Annotated in this window: 17 protein-coding genes; 3 read left to right on the forward strand and 14 right to left on the reverse strand. The window is 70.9% G+C overall.

Annotated elements, in window-relative coordinates:
• Positions 1-47 precede the first annotated feature (47 nt).
• Positions 48-728 (forward strand): Crp/Fnr family transcriptional regulator, encoded by a 681-nt coding sequence (locus tag F0U44_RS12915; RefSeq protein ID WP_149728670.1) that lies wholly within the window; start codon positions 48-50, stop codon positions 726-728.
• Here the strand turns inward: F0U44_RS12915 and F0U44_RS12920 are convergent.
• A complete protein-coding gene (locus F0U44_RS12920) occupies positions 719-3,994 on the reverse strand; it encodes an ATP-binding protein (protein ID WP_188113464.1) in 3,276 nt (1,091 codons plus the stop codon). The genes F0U44_RS12915 and F0U44_RS12920 overlap by 10 nt on opposite strands.
• Before the next feature lie 84 nt (positions 3,995-4,078).
• On the opposite strand from F0U44_RS12920, the gene F0U44_RS12925 reads away from it, so the two are divergent.
• Positions 4,079-4,798: a PIG-L deacetylase family protein gene (locus F0U44_RS12925; RefSeq protein WP_149728672.1), complete on the forward strand. Its 720-nt coding sequence runs from the start codon at positions 4,079-4,081 to the stop codon at positions 4,796-4,798.
• Positions 4,795-6,942 carry an alpha/beta hydrolase gene (locus F0U44_RS12930; RefSeq protein WP_149728673.1) on the forward strand — a complete coding sequence of 716 codons (2,148 nt, stop codon included), beginning with the start codon at positions 4,795-4,797 and terminating at the stop codon, positions 6,940-6,942. Before F0U44_RS12925 ends, F0U44_RS12930 begins: the two co-directional genes overlap by 4 nt.
• A 28-nt stretch (positions 6,943-6,970) precedes the next feature.
• On the opposite strand, the gene F0U44_RS12935 is transcribed toward F0U44_RS12930, so the two are convergent.
• The 13 genes from F0U44_RS12935 to F0U44_RS12995 form a co-directional block, all read right to left on the reverse strand.
• Positions 6,971-7,483 carry a hypothetical protein gene (locus F0U44_RS12935; protein ID WP_149728674.1) on the reverse strand — a complete coding sequence of 171 codons (513 nt, stop codon included), beginning with the start codon at positions 7,481-7,483 and terminating at the stop codon, positions 6,971-6,973.
• The gene (locus tag F0U44_RS23025) at positions 7,480-8,040 is read right to left on the reverse strand and encodes a hypothetical protein (RefSeq protein ID WP_188113465.1); all 561 of its coding nucleotides are present in this window, start codon (positions 8,038-8,040) and stop codon (positions 7,480-7,482) included. The genes F0U44_RS12935 and F0U44_RS23025 overlap by 4 nt, the downstream gene beginning before the upstream one ends.
• Entirely contained in the window at positions 8,037-9,137 is a 1,101-nt protein-coding gene (locus tag F0U44_RS12945; RefSeq protein WP_149728676.1) for an MCE family protein, read from the reverse strand. The genes F0U44_RS23025 and F0U44_RS12945 overlap by 4 nt, the downstream gene beginning before the upstream one ends.
• Complete coding sequence (locus F0U44_RS12950) at positions 9,134-10,210, reverse strand: MCE family protein (RefSeq protein WP_149728677.1); 1,077 nt, start codon at positions 10,208-10,210, stop codon at positions 9,134-9,136. Before F0U44_RS12950 ends, F0U44_RS12945 begins: the two co-directional genes overlap by 4 nt.
• A complete protein-coding gene (locus F0U44_RS12955; protein WP_223163670.1) occupies positions 10,207-11,193 on the reverse strand; it encodes an MCE family protein in 987 nt (328 codons plus the stop codon). The genes F0U44_RS12950 and F0U44_RS12955 overlap by 4 nt, the downstream gene beginning before the upstream one ends.
• Positions 11,194-11,198: 5 nt before the next feature.
• Positions 11,199-12,221, reverse strand: coding sequence for an MCE family protein (locus F0U44_RS12960; RefSeq protein WP_149728679.1), 1,023 nt, complete (start codon positions 12,219-12,221; stop codon positions 11,199-11,201).
• Complete coding sequence (locus F0U44_RS12965) at positions 12,218-13,246, reverse strand: MCE family protein (protein ID WP_149728680.1); 1,029 nt, start codon at positions 13,244-13,246, stop codon at positions 12,218-12,220. The genes F0U44_RS12960 and F0U44_RS12965 overlap by 4 nt, the downstream gene beginning before the upstream one ends.
• Complete coding sequence (locus F0U44_RS12970; protein ID WP_149728681.1) at positions 13,243-14,361, reverse strand: MCE family protein; 1,119 nt, start codon at positions 14,359-14,361, stop codon at positions 13,243-13,245. Before F0U44_RS12970 ends, F0U44_RS12965 begins: the two co-directional genes overlap by 4 nt.
• Positions 14,358-15,176, reverse strand: a complete 819-nt coding sequence (locus F0U44_RS12975) for an MlaE family ABC transporter permease (protein ID WP_149728682.1) — start codon at positions 15,174-15,176, stop codon at positions 14,358-14,360. The genes F0U44_RS12970 and F0U44_RS12975 overlap by 4 nt, the downstream gene beginning before the upstream one ends.
• Position 15,177: 1 nt before the next feature.
• On the reverse strand, positions 15,178-15,954 hold the full coding sequence (locus F0U44_RS12980; protein WP_149729042.1) for an MlaE family ABC transporter permease: 777 nt from the start codon (positions 15,952-15,954) through the stop codon (positions 15,178-15,180).
• A gap of 137 nt (positions 15,955-16,091) precedes the next feature.
• Positions 16,092-16,823 (reverse strand): hypothetical protein, encoded by a 732-nt coding sequence (locus F0U44_RS12985; protein WP_149728683.1) that lies wholly within the window; start codon positions 16,821-16,823, stop codon positions 16,092-16,094.
• Positions 16,823-17,389 carry a hypothetical protein gene (locus F0U44_RS12990; protein ID WP_149728684.1) on the reverse strand — a complete coding sequence of 189 codons (567 nt, stop codon included), beginning with the start codon at positions 17,387-17,389 and terminating at the stop codon, positions 16,823-16,825. Before F0U44_RS12990 ends, F0U44_RS12985 begins: the two co-directional genes overlap by 1 nt.
• A gap of 131 nt (positions 17,390-17,520) precedes the next feature.
• Complete coding sequence (locus F0U44_RS12995) at positions 17,521-19,215, reverse strand: Ig-like domain-containing protein (protein WP_188113466.1); 1,695 nt, start codon at positions 19,213-19,215, stop codon at positions 17,521-17,523.
• Between the last annotated feature and the right edge of the window lie 236 nt (positions 19,216-19,451).

Raw genomic sequence — 19,451 nt, forward strand, 5'->3', positions numbered from 1 at the left:
GAACGACGACATCCCTGCCTCGGAGCCCAGGGCGGTAGCGTCGGCCCATGACGGCAACGGGCGCGGACCTCCGCGTCGGGTTCTTCGGCGAGCTCGACCCCGCGGACCGCGCAGCGATCGCTTCCCGTGGCCGGCTGCGCCGTTTCGACACCGGTTCCCCACTGATGCGCGAGGGCCAGGCCGGCACCGAGGTCCTGGTCATCGTGTCGGGACGGGCCAAGGTCACCTACCTGACCCGCGACGGCCGTGAGGTGATCCTCGACTTCCGTGGCCCCGGCGACCTGCTCGGAGAGATGGCAGTGGTCGACGGCAACCCTCGCTCCAACACGGTCCAGGCGATCGAGCCCGTGGAGGCCTTGGCGATGCCGGCCGCGGACTTCCGGGACCTGGTCGCGCAGAGCCCGACCTTGGCCAACCGGTTGCTCCAGAACATGATCCGCAGGTTCCGGGACTCCGACCGCAAGGTGATCGAGTTCGGCGCCTCCCACGCCGTCGGCCGGGTCGCCGCCCGGCTCGTCGAGATGGTCGAGCGGTTCGGGACGCTGACCCCTGCGGGGCACGTGATCGACCTGCCGATCAGCCAGGACGAGCTGGCCGGCTGGACCGGGTCCTCCCGCGAGGCGGTCGCGAAGGCGCTGCACGCGCTGCGTGAGCTCGGCCTGGTCTCGACCGATCGCCGCAGCTACACGGTCCGCGACCTCGAGGGGCTCCAGCGGCGCTACCTCTGATCCGGTCGGCTCGCGGCGAGCTGGTCAAGCATCGCGGCGACCTCTCGTTCGGCCGTGGTCCATCCGTGACGACGGGCGGCGTCCAGCACGGGGACCAGCAGCTCCTGTGCGGCGCCCGGGTCGCCCACGGCGATGCTGGTCCTGGCCATCGCGAGGTAGGACCGGTAGCCGTCCATGAAGATGGTTCCCGGCGGTGCGGTGACCGTCGCGAGCACGTCCTGCGCGCGCCGCATCGCATCGCGCGACCCGGCAGCGTCACCGACCTGCTGGTAGGCGAGGGCGAGGTGGCTGGCCGCCCGGAAAGCTCGGTTCGGGCTCTTGATCGCGTCCGATTTCTCCCACGCGTCCTCCAGCAGGGTGATCGCTTCCGCGGGTCGTCCCTGCTCGATCAGGTGTGATCCCAGGCTGGCCCCGAGCCACGCCGACCACTCGGGGGTGATCTGGTCCCCCACCGTGACCAGGGCCGCGTGCAAGGCAGAGACCGCCGCGTCGACGTCGTCGTTGGCGCGATCGATCCACGACCTCGCCTCGAGGATCAGCGCGAGCGAGAGCCGATCGAAGGTGAAGCCCGCGTTGATCTCGGCCGCCCGCTCGATCCGTTGCGTCGCTCCGGCGCGATCTCCCCTGGCCAGGGGCACCGATGCGCCCTCGATGTAGGCCCACTGGAGCAGGTAGGCGTCCCCGGCACGCTCTTGTACGGCGATGATCTCGGCCACCGTGCGTTCCAACAGCTCGAGGTCACCGAGCTGGAGCGCGGCCAGCTTCAGGCAGTCCAGCGCGGTGCCCAGGACCCGGTCCTGGCCGGTCGCACGGGCGATGCCGAGGGCGCGCTGAGCCAGCTCGAGGCCGTCGTCGAGGCGCAGCCGGTTGAGGTGGAGCAGCGACATCCGGTGGAGCGCGGACACCTGGGTCGCCGGGTCGTCGCGCTTCTCGGCGATGCGGAGTGCTTCCTGGTGAAGACCGAGTGACTCCTCGTAGCCGTGCACGCGCATCAACCAGCCGAGCTCGTTGAGGGCCAGCATCTCGACCTGCTCGTCGCCGATCAGCCGGGCCCCCTCGAGCGAGAGGCGGAGGTCGACTGTCCCGCCCGGATAGTCGCCGAAGCGGCCGCGCGCGCTGCCTCTCAGCAGATGCAGCTCGGGCAGCTGAGCTCTCGCCGCTGCGGGGTCGAGCGCACCCGCCGCTTCGATCGCGAGGTCGAACTGGTTCATCGCCTCGTCGATGGCGACGACGCGCTGCGCTGCGATCGCGGCCAGCCGGTGGTACTTCACGGCCTCGGCCAGATGACCGGCCGCGGCATGGTGGCGCGCGAGGACTGCCGCATGCTCCACGGAACCGTCGTCGGCCAGCTCCTCGATCGCAGCCGCGGCTCGGGCGTGCAGGTCGGCCCGCCCGCGGCGCAGCATGCTCGTGTAGGCGGTCTCCTGGATCAGCGGGTGGCTGAACCGGAGCTCGGCACCGGCCCCCACCTCGAACAGGCCGAGCCTGGTGAGGTTCACCAAGGAGTCCGACGATAGGTCCGCGCCCACGATCCTCCCGAGCAGGGCCAGGTCGAACTCGCGGCCGATCACGGCCGCCGAGCTCAGCAGGTCGCGGTCACCCGGAGAGAGCCGGTCGATGCGCGCCAGCACGACCCGTTCGATCGTGTCCGGCACCTCCACCGTCACGGTGGTGTCAAAGGTCCACCGTCCCTGCGACTGCACGATCGCGCCGGTGTCCTGCAGGGACCGGAGGAGCTCACGGAGGTAGAACGGATTGCCTTCGGCCCGCCCGAGCAGAAGGGTCTCGAGCTCCTCGGGAAGCGTCCCGGCACCGACCAGGTCCGAGATCAGCCCGAGCTCGTCGTCGCGCGCCAGGGAGGTCAGTGACAGCTCGACGGAAAGCTGCGGTCGGCGACTGACGGTGCGTTCCCGCAGCGCCCAGGCGGGTCGATCACCCTCGGGCCGCATCGCCAGCACCACCAGCACCGGATCCGTGTCGGCGAGCTCCTCGACCAGCCCCTCGATCAGGCGCAGTGAAGCGGCGTCCGCCCAGTGGAGGTCGTCGAGCGCGATGGCGACCGGCCCCAGAGCCGCCAGTCCCGCCACCAGCTCGGCGAACGCGTCGATGACCGCCTGCTGGAGCGACTCCGCGGACCAGGTGGCCATCCGCGCGGCGACCTCGTCACCCGGCGCCAGCCCCAGGATCAGGCCGAGCACCGGTGCGACTTCAGCAGCGCGCTCCTTCCCCACCAGCGCAGCGAGGGCCTCGTGCGCCTTGTCGAAGGAGTCGACGCCGCGTCCCAACGCCTGCCGCAGCACCTGCCGGAAGGGGAGGTAGGGCTCATCGAGACCGTAGGAGACGCACGTGCCCGAGAGCCAGATCGTCGCCGGGGCATCAGGGGCAGCGGCTTCGAACAGCCGCCGGAACTCGCTCATGAACCGGGTCTTCCCGATGCCGGCGGCTCCCGTGACGAAAGCGATCCTCGAGGCACCCTCCCGAACCGCGACAGCGACCGCACCGGCCGTCGCCAGCTCGCTCACCCGACCCACGAGCCGTGAACCGGCAGCCGGCCCGTGCCGCACGTGGTCGGCGCGCGCGCCCAGGGCATGGCGGGCGAGCACCGCCTCCGCCTTGCCCTTGAGGGCGAGCGGGCGCAGCTCGCCCCAGTCGAATGCGTCGCTGATGATGCGATGGGTGAGCGGGCCGACCAGGACACCGCCGTGATCGGCGGCGCCCTCGAGCCGCGCCGCGGTGTTGAGACAGTCCCCGCTCGCGTCGTACTGGACCTGACTGCCGGCGCGCACCTCACCGAGCACGGCGAGCCCGGTCTCGATGCCCACCCGCACCCGCAGGTCCGCGACACCCCATCGTTCTGCGGCGTCCACGCCGTAGTCACGCAGTCGGCTCACCAGCCGCAGACCGGCGATCACCGCGCGCTCGGCGTCGTCCTCGTGCGCCGTCGGGGCGCCGAAAAGTCCGAGCACACCGTCGCCCGCGGTGCCACGCACGGTGCCGCCCAGCTCCTCGATCGCTGCACCCATGAGGGCCAGCGCGCCTCCGGTGAGGTCGCGGAAGTCCTCGGGGTCCAACCGCTCCCCGAGCTGGGTGGAGCCGGCGAGATCGGCGAACAGCGCGGTGATCACTCGGCGTTCCGCCCGGGCCGGCGTGGCTGACGGGGCCGGTGGTCGAGCCACGGTGGGCTCGAGCGTGATGCCGCAGTACGCACAGAACCGCGCTTCCGGCGGAAGCTCCCTGCGGCACTGCGGGCATTGCTCGGCTCCCACGCCCGGAGTATAGGTCCGGATCCGGATGCCGCTCCGTGTACGAATACATGGAAGCCGCCGTCGATACGGACCTACTCTCCGAACATGTCCCACCCGCCGGCAGTGATCCTGTCCCCCCACCTGGACGATGCCGTGCTGTCGTGCTGGCACGTCCTGAGCGGGCCGGGCGACGTCCGGGTGATCAACGTCTTCGCCGGTTCCCCGCCGCCGGGTTCGGGGGCGTCGTGGTGGGACCGGGAGTCCGGAGCGACCGACTCAGCGGCACGGATGGAGGAGCGTCGCGCGGAGGACGCCGAGGCGATCGCGGTCGTCGGCCGCTCCTCGATCCACCTCGACTTCCTGGACGAGCAGTACGAACCCGTCGGCCAGTCGGTCGGCCGGATCGTCGCCCGTTTGCGCCAGCTGATCGCCCCCGGCGTGGTCGTCTACGCACCCGCTGCGCTCGGGGAGCACGCCGACCACGAGCGGGTACGACGCGCAGCCCTCGAGCTCGCAGCCTCCGGCCAGCCCGTGCGCCTCTACGCCGACCACCCCCACGCCGTACGACGGGGATGGCCGGCCTGGGTCGAAGGGACCAACACCGACACGGCACGCGAGGTGGCGGCGCACTGGGACAGCAGGCTCCGCGAGGTTGGTCTGACCCGAGCGCGACCGCTGGTCCACCGCCTCGACGCCGTGGAACGGGAACGCAAGCTGCACGCGGTCTCCGCCTACCGGACCCAGGTCCCCGCACTCCGGGCCGACTTCGGGGAGATCGACGGCTTCCCCGCTTTCCCGCTCGAGATCATCTGGACACTGTCATGACGCAGCAGGAGCAGACCCGCGCGCGCTACCCCGACTCCGAGGGCTACATCGAACGCGACGGGGTCAAGGTCTTCTACGAGGTCTACGGCGACGGCGATCCGACCATCCTGTTCTGCCCCACGTGGACCCTCATCCACTCGCGGGTCTGGAAGCTGCAGATCGCCTACCTCGCCCGCCACTTCCGGGTCATCGTGTTCGACCCTCGCGGCAACGGCCGCAGCGACCGACCGCGGACCCGGGAGGCCTACGCCGAGAAGGAGTTCGCCCAAGACGCCCTCGACGTGCTCGACGCGACCGGCACGGAGCAGGCCTTCGTGGTCGGCCTGTCCCGCGGCACCCAGCGCTCCCTGCTGCTGGCCGCCGAGCACCCCGATCGCGTGCTGGGGCTGATCTTCATCGGCCCGTTCTTCGCGATCAGCCGCACCGTCGCCTCCTTCAAGTGGCGGCTCATGTCGAACCCCCGACTGGCGCCGCTCTTCTTCCGCAAGCCGATCAGCACCCGCGGCTTCCTCGCTTTCAACGCTGTGCACGTCCGCACCAACTACCGCGCGTTCGTCGAGTGGTTCGCGGCGACCGCGACCGCCGAAGCCCACTCGACGAAGGCCTTCGACGACGTCGTCGGCTGGGCGCTTGAGGGGGATCCCGAGAGCCTCGTCCTCTCCTCGGTCGCCGACAACGCGGTTCCGATGACGCGTCGCGACCAGACCGCGCTCGCCGAGAAGGTGCAGTGTCCCGTGCTCGTGATCAGCGGCACCAAGGACAAGATCACGCCCCACGCTGACGCGAAGGAACTGGTCCGCGTGACCGGCGGCCAACTCGTCACGATCGATGGCGGGGACCACGAGCCGCACGGGCGTCATCCCGTCCTCGTCAACCACGCGATCCGCGAGTTCATGGACCCCACGTTCCGACCGGGCACCACCGGCAAGCGGTCGAGCGGCCGTCCCCGCGCCCTCTTCATCAGCTCCCCCATCGGCCTCGGGCACGCACGCCGCGACGTGGCCATCGCCCAAGAGCTCCGGCGCCTGGTTCCCGACCTCCAGGTCGACTGGCTCGCCCAGGACCCGGTGACCCGCGTGCTGGCGACCGAGGGCGAGCGGCTCCACCCCGCGAGCGCCTTCTTGGCGAGCGAGTCGGGTCACATCGAGGCCGAGTCCGCCGAGCACGACCTGCACGCCTTCCAGGCGATCCGGCGGATGGACGAGATCCTGATGGCCAACTTCATGGTCTTCGACGACGTCGTCCGCGAGGAGCGCTACGACCTCTGGATCGGCGACGAGGCCTGGGAGCTCGACTACCACCTGCACGAGAACCCGTCCCTCAAACGGGCGCCTTTCGCCTGGCTCACCGACTTCGTGGGTTTCCTGCCGATGCCCGAGGGCGGCGAGCGCGAGGCCTACCTCACCACCGACTACAACGCCGAGATGGTCGAGCACATCGCCAACCAGCCGCAGATCCGCGACCGTTCGATCTTCGTCGGCAACCCCGACGACGTCGTGCCGGGCGGCCTCGGCGCCGGACTCCCCGGCATTCGCGAGTGGACCGAGCAGCACTTCGACTTCTCCGGCTACATCACGGGGTTCGACCAGTCCGACCTCAAGGACCGCGAGCGACTCCGGCACGACCTCGGCTATCGACCCGACGAACGGGTCTGCCTGGTCACGGTCGGCGGGTCGGGTGTCGGAGGACACCTGCTGCGCAAGGTGATGGAGGCCTTCCCCGCTGCCAAGAAGCTGGTCCCCGAGCTCCGCATGGTCGTCGTCGCCGGCCCGCGGGTCGACCTGTCCGCCCTGCCCGACACGCCCGGTCTCGAGGTGCACGCCTACGTCGCGGACCTCTATCGGCACCTCGCCGCGTGTGACCTGGCTGTCGTCCAAGGCGGACTGACCACGTCGATGGAACTCACTGCCGTCGGGCGCCCGTTCCTCTACTTCCCGCTCCGGCACCACTTCGAGCAGAACTTCCACGTGAGCCACCGGCTCGACCGCTACGGCGCCGGCTGCCGCATGGACTACGACGAATCCACACCCGAGTCGATCGCCGAGGCGATCGCTGAGCAGATCGGGCGCGACGTGACCTACCGCCCGGTCGAGACCGACGGCGCCCGACGCGCGGCCGAACGGATCGCCGAACTACTGAACTGACTGCGCGACGCTGGGCCTGGCCTCGGGGTCAGAGGAGCTCGATCGAGTCGACCAGCCACGCACCGTCGGTGCGCACGGCGCCCACCAGGATCTGGGCAGGCGCCTGGTTGGTCGACCCGTCGGTGGTGCGGACGGTCTCCTGCTCGAGGAACACCAGGAGGTCGGCGCTCGTGCGGGAGAGGCGCTGCACCCCGATCCGCGTCACGGTCGAGTGATGGATCAGCTTCTGCTGGGGGCCGGCGGCCGCCAGGGCGTCGTAGACCCGGTGATACTGCTGCGACGCATCGCCGGTGAGGAAAGAGTCCGCAGCACGCTCGGCGCGGTGAGGGTGGCGGTAGTCGTAGACCAGGATCTCGGCAAGGCCGGCATCCACCGCGTCGACGACCTCGGCCGTCGCAGCGGCATCGACGAGCGCCAGATTCGCGCCGACAGGGGCGGGCGGCGCAGCGGACCGGGTGACGACCCCGATCGCGACGACGGCTGCGACGGCCGCCACCAGCAGGACGGCTGTCGCGGCACGGGGCCGTCGTGTCGGCGTCACTGCTCGATCTCCATCGGGGTGAGGGCGGTGACCTTCCAGTGGCCGCCGTCCCGACGCAGCGCGACGGAGTACGGCGAGCGCTCGACCGTGTCCGGCCCCGACCGCGGCACGACGGTTACCTCGACGAATGCGATCAGCTCGGCCGTCCCGGCGTCGGTGTCGAGGTCGACGATTGCTGCCTCGACCACCCGAGCGGTGGACACGGCACCGACGTCCGCCAGCGCGGCGGCGCGTTTGCGATCGATCGCGGCGACCTGGTCGTGCAGCTCACCGGCGGTGACGGCCGCCCACGAGTCGAGGCCGTCGGCGACGTCGCGGTGGTCGAGGGTGTGCAGGGTCTCGACCGCCGCACTGCCGTCGATCAACGCCTGGTCGCGAGCGGTGGCGATCGTGGCGGCCGCCCCGTCGGGCTCGGGACGCGCCGTCGCCCACATCAGCGCGGTCCCCGCGAGCAGCGCCAGCACCGCAGCCAGGACCGTCGCGCGACGCCACCGTCGTAGGCCGACGTCCGCGCCGACCGTTGCCACCCGGCGGACCGTGACGGCCTCGACCGTCATCGACCCCACCCCTCGTCGTGGGGCGCGCTGCCGGAGCCCCGCACCAGCCGGCTGCGACAGCGCACGTCCGTGCGCAGCGGACCGTCGGTGGTCTGCAGGCCGTCGTGGCGACGCGTGGCCGCATAGCCGTTCGTGCACGGCACCGGATCGGTGACGTTGGCGATCAGACCCATGCTGAGGAAGCCGTCGTGGAGCGCCGACGAGTAGGCATCAACCACCTGCGGAGCATGTCCGAGGACGTCGGCGAGCTCGGTGCGCCTGCTCGCCAGCACTCCGTTGAGCGACAAGAGCTCGTCGAACAGCCCGGCGAGCGGAGTGCCGACATCGGTGACGAGGCGGCCGAGCTCGCGCGCTGCTCCGGGTCCCCTGCTGATCAGGTCGCCGATGTCGCCCTCGGCATCGGCGAGCACGTCGGCGACCAGCCGGAGGTCGGCGCTGAACGCGCGGATGTCGTCGGAGCGCCGCGCCTGGGTGCGCAGCACGGTCTCGCTGGCATCGATCAGGGACGAGGTCGCCGGGAAGCCGTCCACGGCCTGGTCGACCAGGGAGGACGACGCTTCGAGCAGTGTCCGCAGGTCGTCGCCGGTGCCCTGCGTCGCGGTGGAGATCTCCCGGACGACACGACGCAGGTCACCGATCGGCACCGACTCGTCGAAGGCGACGAGATCGCTCATCAGACCGTCGAGCGGGATCGGCAGCTGGTCGTCGGCGACGGCGGTCCGGTCGCCGTCGGCGAGCATCGGGCCGCCGGCGTGGGCGGGGCGGAGGTCGAGGTACTGCTCACCGATCGCCGACCGGTTCCGCACCCAGGCATCGACGTCGCGCGGGATCTCGACGTCGGAGGTCACCACGACGACCGCGCGTACGCCGTCGGGTGCCGCCGTCATCTCCTCCACTCGCCCGATCGGCACACCGCGGTAGGTGACCTCGGCGTTGACGAAGAGGCCGCCGGCCCTCGGCATCTCCACGGTGACGTGGTAGCCGGAGAGGCCGAGCAGCCGGGGTACGCCGACGTAGCGCGCACCCACGTAGCTGATGCCGACGGCGGCGATCACGGCGAAGGCGAGGATCTGGAGTCGCAACCGGACGCTGATCATCGGGGCGCCTTCCCGAACAGGAGCGGCACCGGCGTCGCCTCGGTCTCGTAGGGCCAGTGGTCGTCGGGCTGGGCGAGGAACCCGCCGCTCCTCAGGTCGAGGGTGACGTAGAGGTTGAGGTAGTCGCCGCGCACCGCATCGAGCACCGCGTCGGTGAACGGGAACGTCAGGAGCACCTCGAGCGAGCGCGGCAGGTCGCGCCCGGTGCGGCCGAGCTGATCGAGCACGGGCGCGATCGCCTCCAGGTCGGCGGCGATGTCGTCGCCTGCGCGGTCGAGCACGTCGAGGGTGACACCGCTGAGTCGGTCGAGGGCATCGAGCATCTCGACCATCGCGCCGCGCTGATCCGACAGTGCCTCGATCCCCGGGGTGAGGTCGGTGAGGGCCCGCTCGATCTGGGTCCGGTTGCCGTCGAGCGCGGCACTGAGCGCGTGCAGCCCGTCGATGGCATCGGTGATCGACCCGCGACGCCGGTCGAGCCGGGCCATGAGGTCGCCGGTCTGCGCCAAGAACGCCCGGACCTCGCCGGTCCGTCCGCCACCCACCGCTTCGAGCTCGCGCGAGATCGTCTCGAACTGCGCGATCCCGCCGCCGTTGAGCAACGCCGAGAGAGCACCGAGCACCTCCTCGGCGCCGACGGCACGCGACGTGTCGAGCTGCTCGATGCGGTCCCCATCGACGAGCGACTCTTTGCTGGTGCCCGGCTCGAGCGCGACGTACTTCTCCCCCAGCAGGCTCGTCTGCTGGACCCGCGCGGCACTGTCGGCCGGCAGGCCGAGATCACCGCGGACCTCCATCGTGACGACCGCACCGTGCCCGTCGGGCGCGAGCTCGATCTCCGCCACCTGGCCGACGTCGACGTGGTCGACCTTCACGCTCGAGTGCGGCACCAGGTCGAGGACGTCGTCGAACTCCGCCGTGATCGTCATCGGACGATCCCCGACATCGACGCCGCCCGGCAACGGCAGGTCGTAGGCGCCGCCGGTGAGGTCGCACCCGGCGACCGACGCCGCCAGAGCCACGCCGACCACCACGAGAGCAGTACGGCGCACGCCACGTCCGCGGCGCGTCATCGCCCACCGCCCAGCGGGTCCCAGATCGTGACGTCGTTGGGATTGCCACGACCGACCAGCCGGTGGCCCGCGCTGTCGTAGGAGCGCAGCAGGTTCTGCACGGTCACCGGGGCGACGGCCAGCAGCTGGGCGAGCGAGCGCCGCCGCTGCACGAGGAGCCGCGCGGTCTGGCGCAGCTCCTTCACGGAGGTGTCGATGTGGTCGTGGTTGTCCTCGATGAACCGCTCGACCAGGCCGAGGGCGGCGGCCAGGTTGCGCAGCCCAGCGCGCATCGCCTGACGATCCGTCGCGAGGACGCGGGTGACCCGCGCCAACTGCTGGTCGACGTCGGAGACGTGGCCGTCGTTGGCGAGCAGCGTGCGCGCGAGCCGGTCGATGTTCTTCACGGTGGCGAAGGTGTCGTCACCCGAGTCCGACAGGGTGCCGGCCGCCTGGCCGAGGTCGGCGAGCACCTGACGCACGCGACGACCGTTGCCGCCCAGGTTGTCGGCGGCGACCGCGATGAGCTCGGCCAACGCGCCGTCCTGGTTGGCGCCCTCGGGGCCGAGCAGGGACACGACCTGGTCGAGGCTCTCGTAAAGCTGGTCGACCTCGACGGGCACGGCGGTGCGCTCGACCGGGATCGTCGCGCCGGACTCGAGCCGCGGACCTGAGGTCCATGGTTCGGAGAGCTGGACGTAACGATCGCTGACGAGGGTCGGCGCGACGATAACCGCGGCGGTCGACGCACCGATCGCGATGTCGGGGTCGACCTCGAGGTCGACCTCCACCAGGTCACCATCGGGGTGCACGCCGGCGACCTTGCCGACCTTGACCCCGAGCACGCGGACGTCGGACCCGGCGTAGAGACCGACCGTGCTCTCGAACTCGGCCGTGACGCGCACCGGCTCCTCGTGGGTGGTCGCACGCAGCGCGACCAGGAGGCCGGCCACGACGGCGACCGCGATCACCAAGACGGCGGCCCGGCCACGCACGGCTGCCACGCGGCTCATCGGCCACCGCCGGCTTCGGGGTGGCAGTTCCGCGGCTGCCGGGGATCGAGCTGGGGCCGCGGGACGCCATCGACCTCCGTGAACAACCCGCAGAGATAGCCGTCGACCCACGGACCCGAGCCGGTCGCGTCGGTGAGCAGTGTGTAGTAGGGACCGAGCAGCCGCAGCGCCTCGTCGATGTGACCGCCGTTGCGCTGGAGGATCCGGGACACCCGGTCGAGTTTGGCGAGCGCCGGCGCCAGTGCGTCGTCGTTGTCACCGATCACGGCGACCACCTGGCGCGCGAGCTTGTCGGTGCCGCGCAGCAGCCGGCGCATCGCCTCGCGACGGCCGTCGAGCTCGGCCAGGAGCAGGTCGCCGTCGGTGAGGAGGTCGCCGACCTCGCCGTCGAGATCGGCCAGGGTGCCCGACACTCCCCGCATGCCTCGCAGGAGCGTCGCGAGCTCGGTGTCGCGACCGGAGATCGTGGTCGCCAGTCCGGAGAGCCCGTCGAGCATCGCCCGTACGTCGGCCGGGGAGTCCTCGAACGCCGCACTCATCGCACGGAAGCTCGTCGCCAGCTGGTCGACATCGATCTCCTCCAGGTGGGTGGCGAGCCCGCTCGTCGCCTCGGCGATGTCGAACGGGACGGTGGTGCGCTCGACCGGGATCGGGTCGGCCGGGTCGAGCTCGTGGTCACCGGCCGGATCCAGCGCGAGGTACTTCTGACCCAGCAGGGTCTTGATCTTGATGGCGGCCGTCGTCCGGTTGCCGAGCCAGGCGTCCTTGACGCTGAAGGCGACGACGACCTCGGTGCCGTCGAGCCGGACGCCGGTGACCTTCCCGACCTTCACCCCGGCGATCCGAACCTCGTTGGACTCGGCGAGGCCCGCAGCCTCGGTGAAGCGCGCCTCGTAGGAAGTCCCGCTCCCGATCACCGGCAGCGAGGAGGAGAAGAAGGCGGTCAGGCAGCCGGCCATCAAGACGACCGTGCCGATCACCGCGATCCAGGCCGGGTTGCGCTCACTGAAGGCCTTCATCGCCCGCACCTCTCGACGGCGGACGACGCGCCCTTGCCACCTGAGTAGCCCTCGACGTCCGGGATCTCGCCGCCGACGGCGCAGAGGTAGAAGTTGATCCACGATCCATAGCTCGCCGTGCGGCCGATCGCCTCGAGCTTGCGCGGGAGGTGGGCGAAGATCCGGTCGAGGTCGTCCTCGGAGTCCACGAGGTTGCCGGCCAGCTCGTCGAGGCCGCGCACGGTGCGCCTGATCGGCACCCGGCTGCCCGCGAGCAGCTCACCAAGACCGTCGGCGACCCGCCCCATTGAGTCGACCGCCTCACCGATGCTCTCCCGGTCGCCGGCAAAGCCGGAGACGAGCCGCTGGAGCGACGTCACGAAGGTCCGCAGGTCGTCGCTGCGGCTGTCGACGGTCCCGACCACGCGCGACAGTTGGGTGATCACCTCGCCGATGACGTCGCTGCGATCGGCAAGCGTCGAGACCAGGCCAGCCGTGTGCCGGATCAGCCCCGCGACCGTGGAGCCGTCGCCCTGCAGCACCTGGATCACCTGGAGCGACAGGTCGTTGACGTCCTCCGGCGACAGCAGCCGGAAGAGCGGCTGGAAGCCGTTGAAGAGCAGCGTGAGGTCGAGCGCCGGCCGCGTCCGGTCGAGCGGGATCGTCGCCCCGGCCCCGAGCCCCTCGGCCGCCGAGCCCTGGACCAGCGCCAGGTAGCGCTGCCCGATCAGGTTGCGGAAGCGGATCTCCGCCTCGACGTCGGACCGGAGCTCGACCTCCTCGTCGACCGTGAAGGTCACCTGTGCCAGGCGGTGGTCGACGATCTCCACTCCGGTGACCTGGCCGACGCGCACGCCCGAGATGCGCACGTCATCGCCAGGGTTGAGGCTCGGGGCCTCGCTGAAGACCGCCCGGTACGACGTCCCCGGTGTCGAGCTGCCGTTGAGGATCGTGAAGGCGAGCACCGCCGTGGCCAGGGTCGTGGTCACCACGAAGACCGTGCTCTTCCAGAGGGCGGCGACCGGGAGCCCGCGACGCCCTCTCATCGGGCACCAGCCGGAGTGGTGAGCGGGCCGACGACGAGAGGCGTCCAGGCCGGTAGGCCCGAGAGCCGAGGGTCGGTGCTGCCACTGGCGCCGGGACACCGCGCCGGGGCGCCCGCCACCAGGTGCGGTCGGTCGCCCGGTCGGTAGGCGGCCCGAGCCGGCACGATCGCGAGCTCGACGTGCAAGCCTGGCTCGTCTGTCCCGGCGCCCAGAGCCGCGTCGGTGCGCGGGATCAGGTCAGCCAGTGCCTTGCCCAGGCACGGGAAGCTCGGCGCGTAGTGCTCGAGGATCTCGAGCACCGCGCGGCTCTGCGCGGCGAGCCCGACGACGGTGCCGACCTCGGGCTCGAGCCAGCCCGACGTGGTCGAGGAGGCCGCGGTGACCGACCCGAGCAGGTCCGCCAGCTCGGCCTTCCGGTCCACGACGATGCGACTGACGGCACTCAGGTCGTCCATCGCGGCGAGCAGGTCCGGCGCCGCATCGGCGTAGGTGCGCGCAACCTCCCCGAGATGGTCGAGGTCGCGAGTCAAGGCGGGGACTTCCGGGTTGAGGCGCTCGAGGTAGGCGCCCCACTCCTCCATCGCGTCCCCGAGCACGGCGCCCTGCCCCCGCAGGGCGGTGGCGAGCTCGGTCAGTGCCGCGTTGAGCTCGGCGGGCTGCACCGCGGTCAGCACCGGCAGCAGCGAGTCGAAGACCTGCTCGACTCCGAGGGCCTCGTCGGAAGCGTCCTGGTGGAGCTCGTCACCATCACGCAGGCCTGTCTCACCACCGGCGTCGGCCTGCACGATGCTCACCGCGCGCTCGCCGAACAGCGTCTCCGGCACCATCCGCACCACGGCAGCGCGAGGGATCGTCCGCGCCCGGTCGGCGTCGAGCGCGAGCACGAGGATCGCACCGTCGCCCTCGGGCCGGATCTCGTCGATGACGCCGACCGGCACGCCGAGGTACTTCACCTCCGACCCCGGACGAAGGGCGTTGCCGACGTCACTCGTCTCGACGGTCACGCGCACCTGGTCGGTGAACACCTTCTGGTAGACCGCGATCGAGCCGGCCAGCACGAGCACGCCGAGCCCGATGTGGAGGAGGCCGAGGGCGAGGTCGATCCGCCGCCTCATCCGGCGATCCGCACGGTCGTCGTCGTGCCCCACAGGGCGAGCGACAAGAAGAAGTCGAGGACGGCGACGGTGACGATCGTGCGTCGTACGGCCTGTCCGACCGCGTTGCCCACGCCCGCCGGTCCGCCGGTCGCGTGGAAGCCGTAGTAGCAGTGGATCATGATGACGATCACCGCGAAGACGAGCACCTTCACGAAGGACAGCAGGATGTCGATCGGGGGCAGGAACAGCCCGAAGTAGTGGTCGTAGGTGCCGGCCGACTGCCCGTAGAAGTAGACGGTGATCGCCCGTGAGCCGAGGTAGGACGTCAGCAACCCGATCACGTAGAGCGGGATCACCGCGACGAACCCGGCGATGATCCGGCAGGTGACCAGGTAGGGGACGCTGCGGACCGCCATCACCTCGAGGGCGTCGATCTCCTCGGAGATCCGCATCGCGCCGAGCTGGGCGGTGAAGCCCGACCCGACGGTCGCCGACAGGGCGAGGCTCGCGACCAGCGGCGCGATCTCGCGGGTGTTGAAGTAGGCCGACAGGAACCCGTTGAGCACCGAGGTGCCGATCTGGTCGAGGGCTGCGTAGCCCTGCATGCCGACCACCGTGCCGGTGAACAGGCTCATGCCGACCATGACGCCGATGGTTCCGCCGAGGACGGCGAGTGCACCGTTGCCGAAGGTCACGTCGGCCAGGACCCTCAGCACGTCCTTCGGGTAGCGACGCAGTGCGCCCGGCACCCACGCGAGGGCGCGGAGGTGGAAGCGGAGCTCGGCGCCGAGGCCGACGATCGCGTCCACCGGGCGGACGAGGAGAGCACGCACGTCAGGCCCCCTTCGCCGGGATGATCTGGAGGTAGAGCGCGGTGATGACGAAGTTGACGAAGAACAGCAACAGGAAGGTGACGACCACGGCCTTGTTGACGGCGTCGCCCACGCCCTTCGGTCCGGGCGTCGGGTTGAGCCCGCAGTGAGCGGCCACGACGCCGGCCAGGAAGCCGAAGGCGAGCGCCTTGATCTCGCCGACCGCGAGGTCGGAGATCTGCGCGAGCGCGGTGAAGCTGCTCAGGTAGGCCCCCGGGCTGCCACCTTGGACGACGACGTTGAAGACGTAGCCGCCCGTCACCCCGACCACCGACACCAGCCCGTTGAGGAGGGCGGCCACGCCCATGGCGGCGACGACCCGGGGCACCACGAGCCGCTCGACCGGATCGATCCCGAGGACCTTCATCGCGTCGACCTCCTCACGGATCGTGCGCGCTCCGAGGTCGGCACTGATCGCCGCACCACCCGCGCCGGCGATCGCCAGGCAGGTCACGATCGGCGAGGCCTGCTGGATCACCGCGAGCACGCTCGCCGCGCCCGTGAACGACTGCGCACCGATCTGCACGGTGAGGGTGCCGAGCTGCAGGGCGATCACTGCTCCGAAGGGGATCGCAACCAGCGCAGCCGGGAGGATCGAGACGCTCGCGACGAACCAGAACTGCTCGAGCGTCTCGCGCCACTGCGGCCGGCGGGTGAACAACAGCCGGACGACGTCGAGGGCCAGGGCGTACGCCGAACCGACGTTGCGGACGCCGCCGAGCACCGGGCTCTCGTGCATGCTTGCGCCCACGTTGCCCCTCCCCCGTTGCGATGCGACTTGCTTCTCCCTGCCGGGAGACTGACTCCGTGCGGCCCGCCGGGCAACGCGCGCCGTTGCCCGGTGGCGCCGCGTTACCGAACCGTGACTGGCTCTTGTCACCCCGGCGCACTGTCAGGCCAGGGCTTGCCGATCGAGATCGCTCCCTGCCGGACCGTCAGCTCGTTGTCGGGACCGGACACCATCGAGGTGACGAGCCGGTCGAGGTACCTGTTGCCGCAGCCGTGGAACGCGGGGACGTCGATCGCCCCGGTCATCTCGCCGCCGCCGTAGGGCAGGTAGCCGGGCCCGGCCTCGAGGCGCAGGTCGACCGGGGCCCGGCACACGCCCGTGAGGTCACGGACCTGCTGACCGTCGAGCGCGAGTCCGGAGATCCGGAGCTCGGCACGACCGGTCAGGACGTGGTCACCCTCGCTCAGCACCGGGCCGCCGCCGACGATCCAGGGCTCCGGATACGCGCCGTCGCGGACCTGGACGATCTGGACGGTCGCCTCGGCCGGGATCAGGCCGAAGGCCAGCGTGCGTACGCCGAACTCCGGCCCGTCGCCGTAGCGATGGCGGCTGCCGGTCGGCGACATGATGTAGATCTCGGCGTGCACGTGGGGCGGGTCCGAGCCGTCGTCGGCCGTGCCGACCGAGGCCCACAACGCCATCCGCGGCAGGCGGAACTGCTGCTGGGCGACGGCGATCTCGCCCTCGCCGCTCGACCCGACCGAGCCGCCGATGCGCCCGTCCGGCGGCGTCGGCAGCCCCTCGTCGCCGCGCGCCCCCGAAGCACCGAGCCCGATCACGAGTGCCAGCCCGGCCAGGGTGCCGAGGATCCGTGCCATCACGACACCCCGAGGTTGGCGCACGTCGGCGCCTGGGCGATGGCGGGCAGCAGGTCGCGGTCCAGGCCGACGAGGTCGAGCACGAACCCGGGGTAGTCGGCGCCGGGACCCCACAGAGCGCCGATCTGCCCGAGCGCCTCCTGGAGGTCGTCGGGGGACGCGGCGGCCGATCGCGACAGCGACCGCTCGACCCGGCGCGCCAGGCCGTGCGCCTCCGCGAGGTGACGCATCGCCGTACGGAACGCGCGGTCGCTGCCCTCGGGCGGACGGCCGACGGTGTGCAGCTTGGCGTGCTGCTCGTCGAGCAGGCCCGCCATCGTGTCGAACATGTCCACGAGGGTCTGCAGGGTCGCGCCGACGTCGCTCTGGTCGGTCTTCGGCGGCGTCAGGGGTGGTGACGTCTGAACGACGGCGGCGCACATTCGGTCGGCCCACTCCACCTGCGGAGCGAGCGCCGGGACGTCGGCCAGCTCGGCCACGAAAGCGTCTCCGTCGTCGCACCCGGCCAGCCCGAGTACGGTCGCCGGCAGTGCCAGCAGCATCGGTGCGATTGCGACACGTCGCATCCTGTCCATCTTGACCATGAGGTCTCCTCGTCCTCTCGGGTGACACCTCAGCGGTCGCGCCGCCGTGGGGAAGCGACGCGACCGCCGGTGCGGCATCGATCCCGCCCCAGCCAGGATCGAGGCCTACTCCGTCAGCTGCTGGGCGTGAGGTTGGCAGTGACGGAGTTGTCGGGACCCGACATCAGGGTGCTGATCAGCCCACCGAGCAGGCCGCACTTGTCGTTGAGTGCGGGCAGCGTGTAGGTGCCGGTGATCGGGCCGCCCATGAGCGGGTTGAACGGATCGGCCTTCGACTCGAGGCGGATCTTGGCGGGCGTGACCGTCTTGCAGTTGGGGCCACCTCCGACCTGGAAGCCCAGGACCGACACCGACTTGAGCACGACGTACATCGACGACACGGAGACCAGGTGGCCGCGGGAGATGAGGCCCTTGGTCTTGCCCACCTTCTGGAAGGCGATCTTCGTCGTGGCCGGCATGAGACCCAGGATCGTGAAGTTCCCGGTGGTGTCGTCGATCGCGAGGTCACCCTCGAACTTGCTCGTGGCGAGGTCGAACACCGCGGCGATCGAGCCGTTGAGCGGGACCGTGCCGTTGGCCGCCTTGATCAGCGACGAGCCGGCGAGCTTGAACTTGTAGTTGATGCCGCTCGAGGTGCCCGGGTTGACGGTCACGCTCACCGTGTTGGAGGCCGTGCCGCCCTTGCCGTCGGCGACCTTGTAGGTGAAGGAGTCGCTGCCGGTGTAGCCGGTCACCGGCTTGTAGGACGCCGTCGAGCCGGTCACGGTCGCGGTGCCGTGCGCGGGTGCGGTCACGGTGTAGGTGAGCGCGTCGCCGTCGGGGTCGCTGCCCTTGAGCGGGACCTGGACGGCGGTGTCCTTCGTGGTGGTCGCGGTGACCGGGTCGGCCTTCGGGGCCTGGTTGGCCGGCGGCGTGCTGTTGACCGTCACGTTGACCGTCGCGGCCGCGGTGGCCTTGCCGTCGGACACCGTGTAGGTGAACGAGTCCGCTCCGGCATAGCCAGCAGCGGACTTGTAGGTGGCGGTCGCTCCCGAGACCGTCGCCGTGCCGTGCGCAGGAGTGCTGACCGTGTAGGTGAGCGGGTCGCCGTCGGCGTCCTGACCCTTGAGTTGGACCTGGACGGCCGTGGCCGTCGTCGCGGTCGCCGCGACATCGGTGGCGGTCGGCGCCTTGTTGACCGGACCCGGGTCGGCCACGATCGAGAAGGTCGCGAGCTCGGTGTTCTGCCCGGGCTTGAGCGAGCACGGCGCGTCGAAGGACCCGTCCGGCTTGCCGCCCGGCAGCGCGATCGGGTCACCGGCGGTGTTCCGGGCCGTCATGTTCAGGTCGAGCGCACCGATCTTGATGGTGCCGGTGCCGGCCTGGGGGAACGTCAGGGACGGGGTCTGGCCGGTCGCGACGAGGTCGAACGCACCCGACGACGGGACCGCCGCCTTCGCTACCGAGGCCGGAACCTGCACGTCAGGAAGGTCGACCTGCGGGGCGGTCACGCTGACGTGCGAGATGGCCTTCCCCTCGATCGTCTTGGCCCCGATGAGCGACAGGCCCGAGGTGGTGTTGGCGCTCACCGTGCTGATCGCCTTGACGTCGAACGGAGGCATCGGCACGCCGACCTGGGCGTGGTCCGGGATGCCCACCGTGATCGCGACGCTGAGGTCCTGAGCACCGATCAGCGGATAGGTGCAGCTGTACTGCAGGGTGATCTGGGCGGGCGCGGCTTCGGCCGGGGACGACGTCCCCGCACCGGCCAGCAGGCCCACCCCGAGCGCACTCGTGGCAGCGAGTGCCAGTGCCCTCCTGGGCCGCATGTTGATTCCCATCGTGTTCTCTCTCCCCTTGAAGGTTGTTCTTGCCGGGCGATGTCCGCCGGCGGGCCACAGGCAACGACCCGGCCCGGACCACCCGCAACGCACCGGCGCGGCAGCCCGTCGTCGTTACCGAAACGAGACGGGCAGTTGCGACGGGGGTGAGTGGCCGGCGTCGTACGCCGCTCGGGTGTTGTCACCCCGGAGCGGACGGCCGCGACCTCGTCTCCCGGACGGCG

It is taken from the genome of Nocardioides humilatus, assembly GCF_008373755.1.
Taxonomy (GTDB): domain Bacteria; phylum Actinomycetota; class Actinomycetes; order Propionibacteriales; family Nocardioidaceae; genus Nocardioides; species Nocardioides humilatus.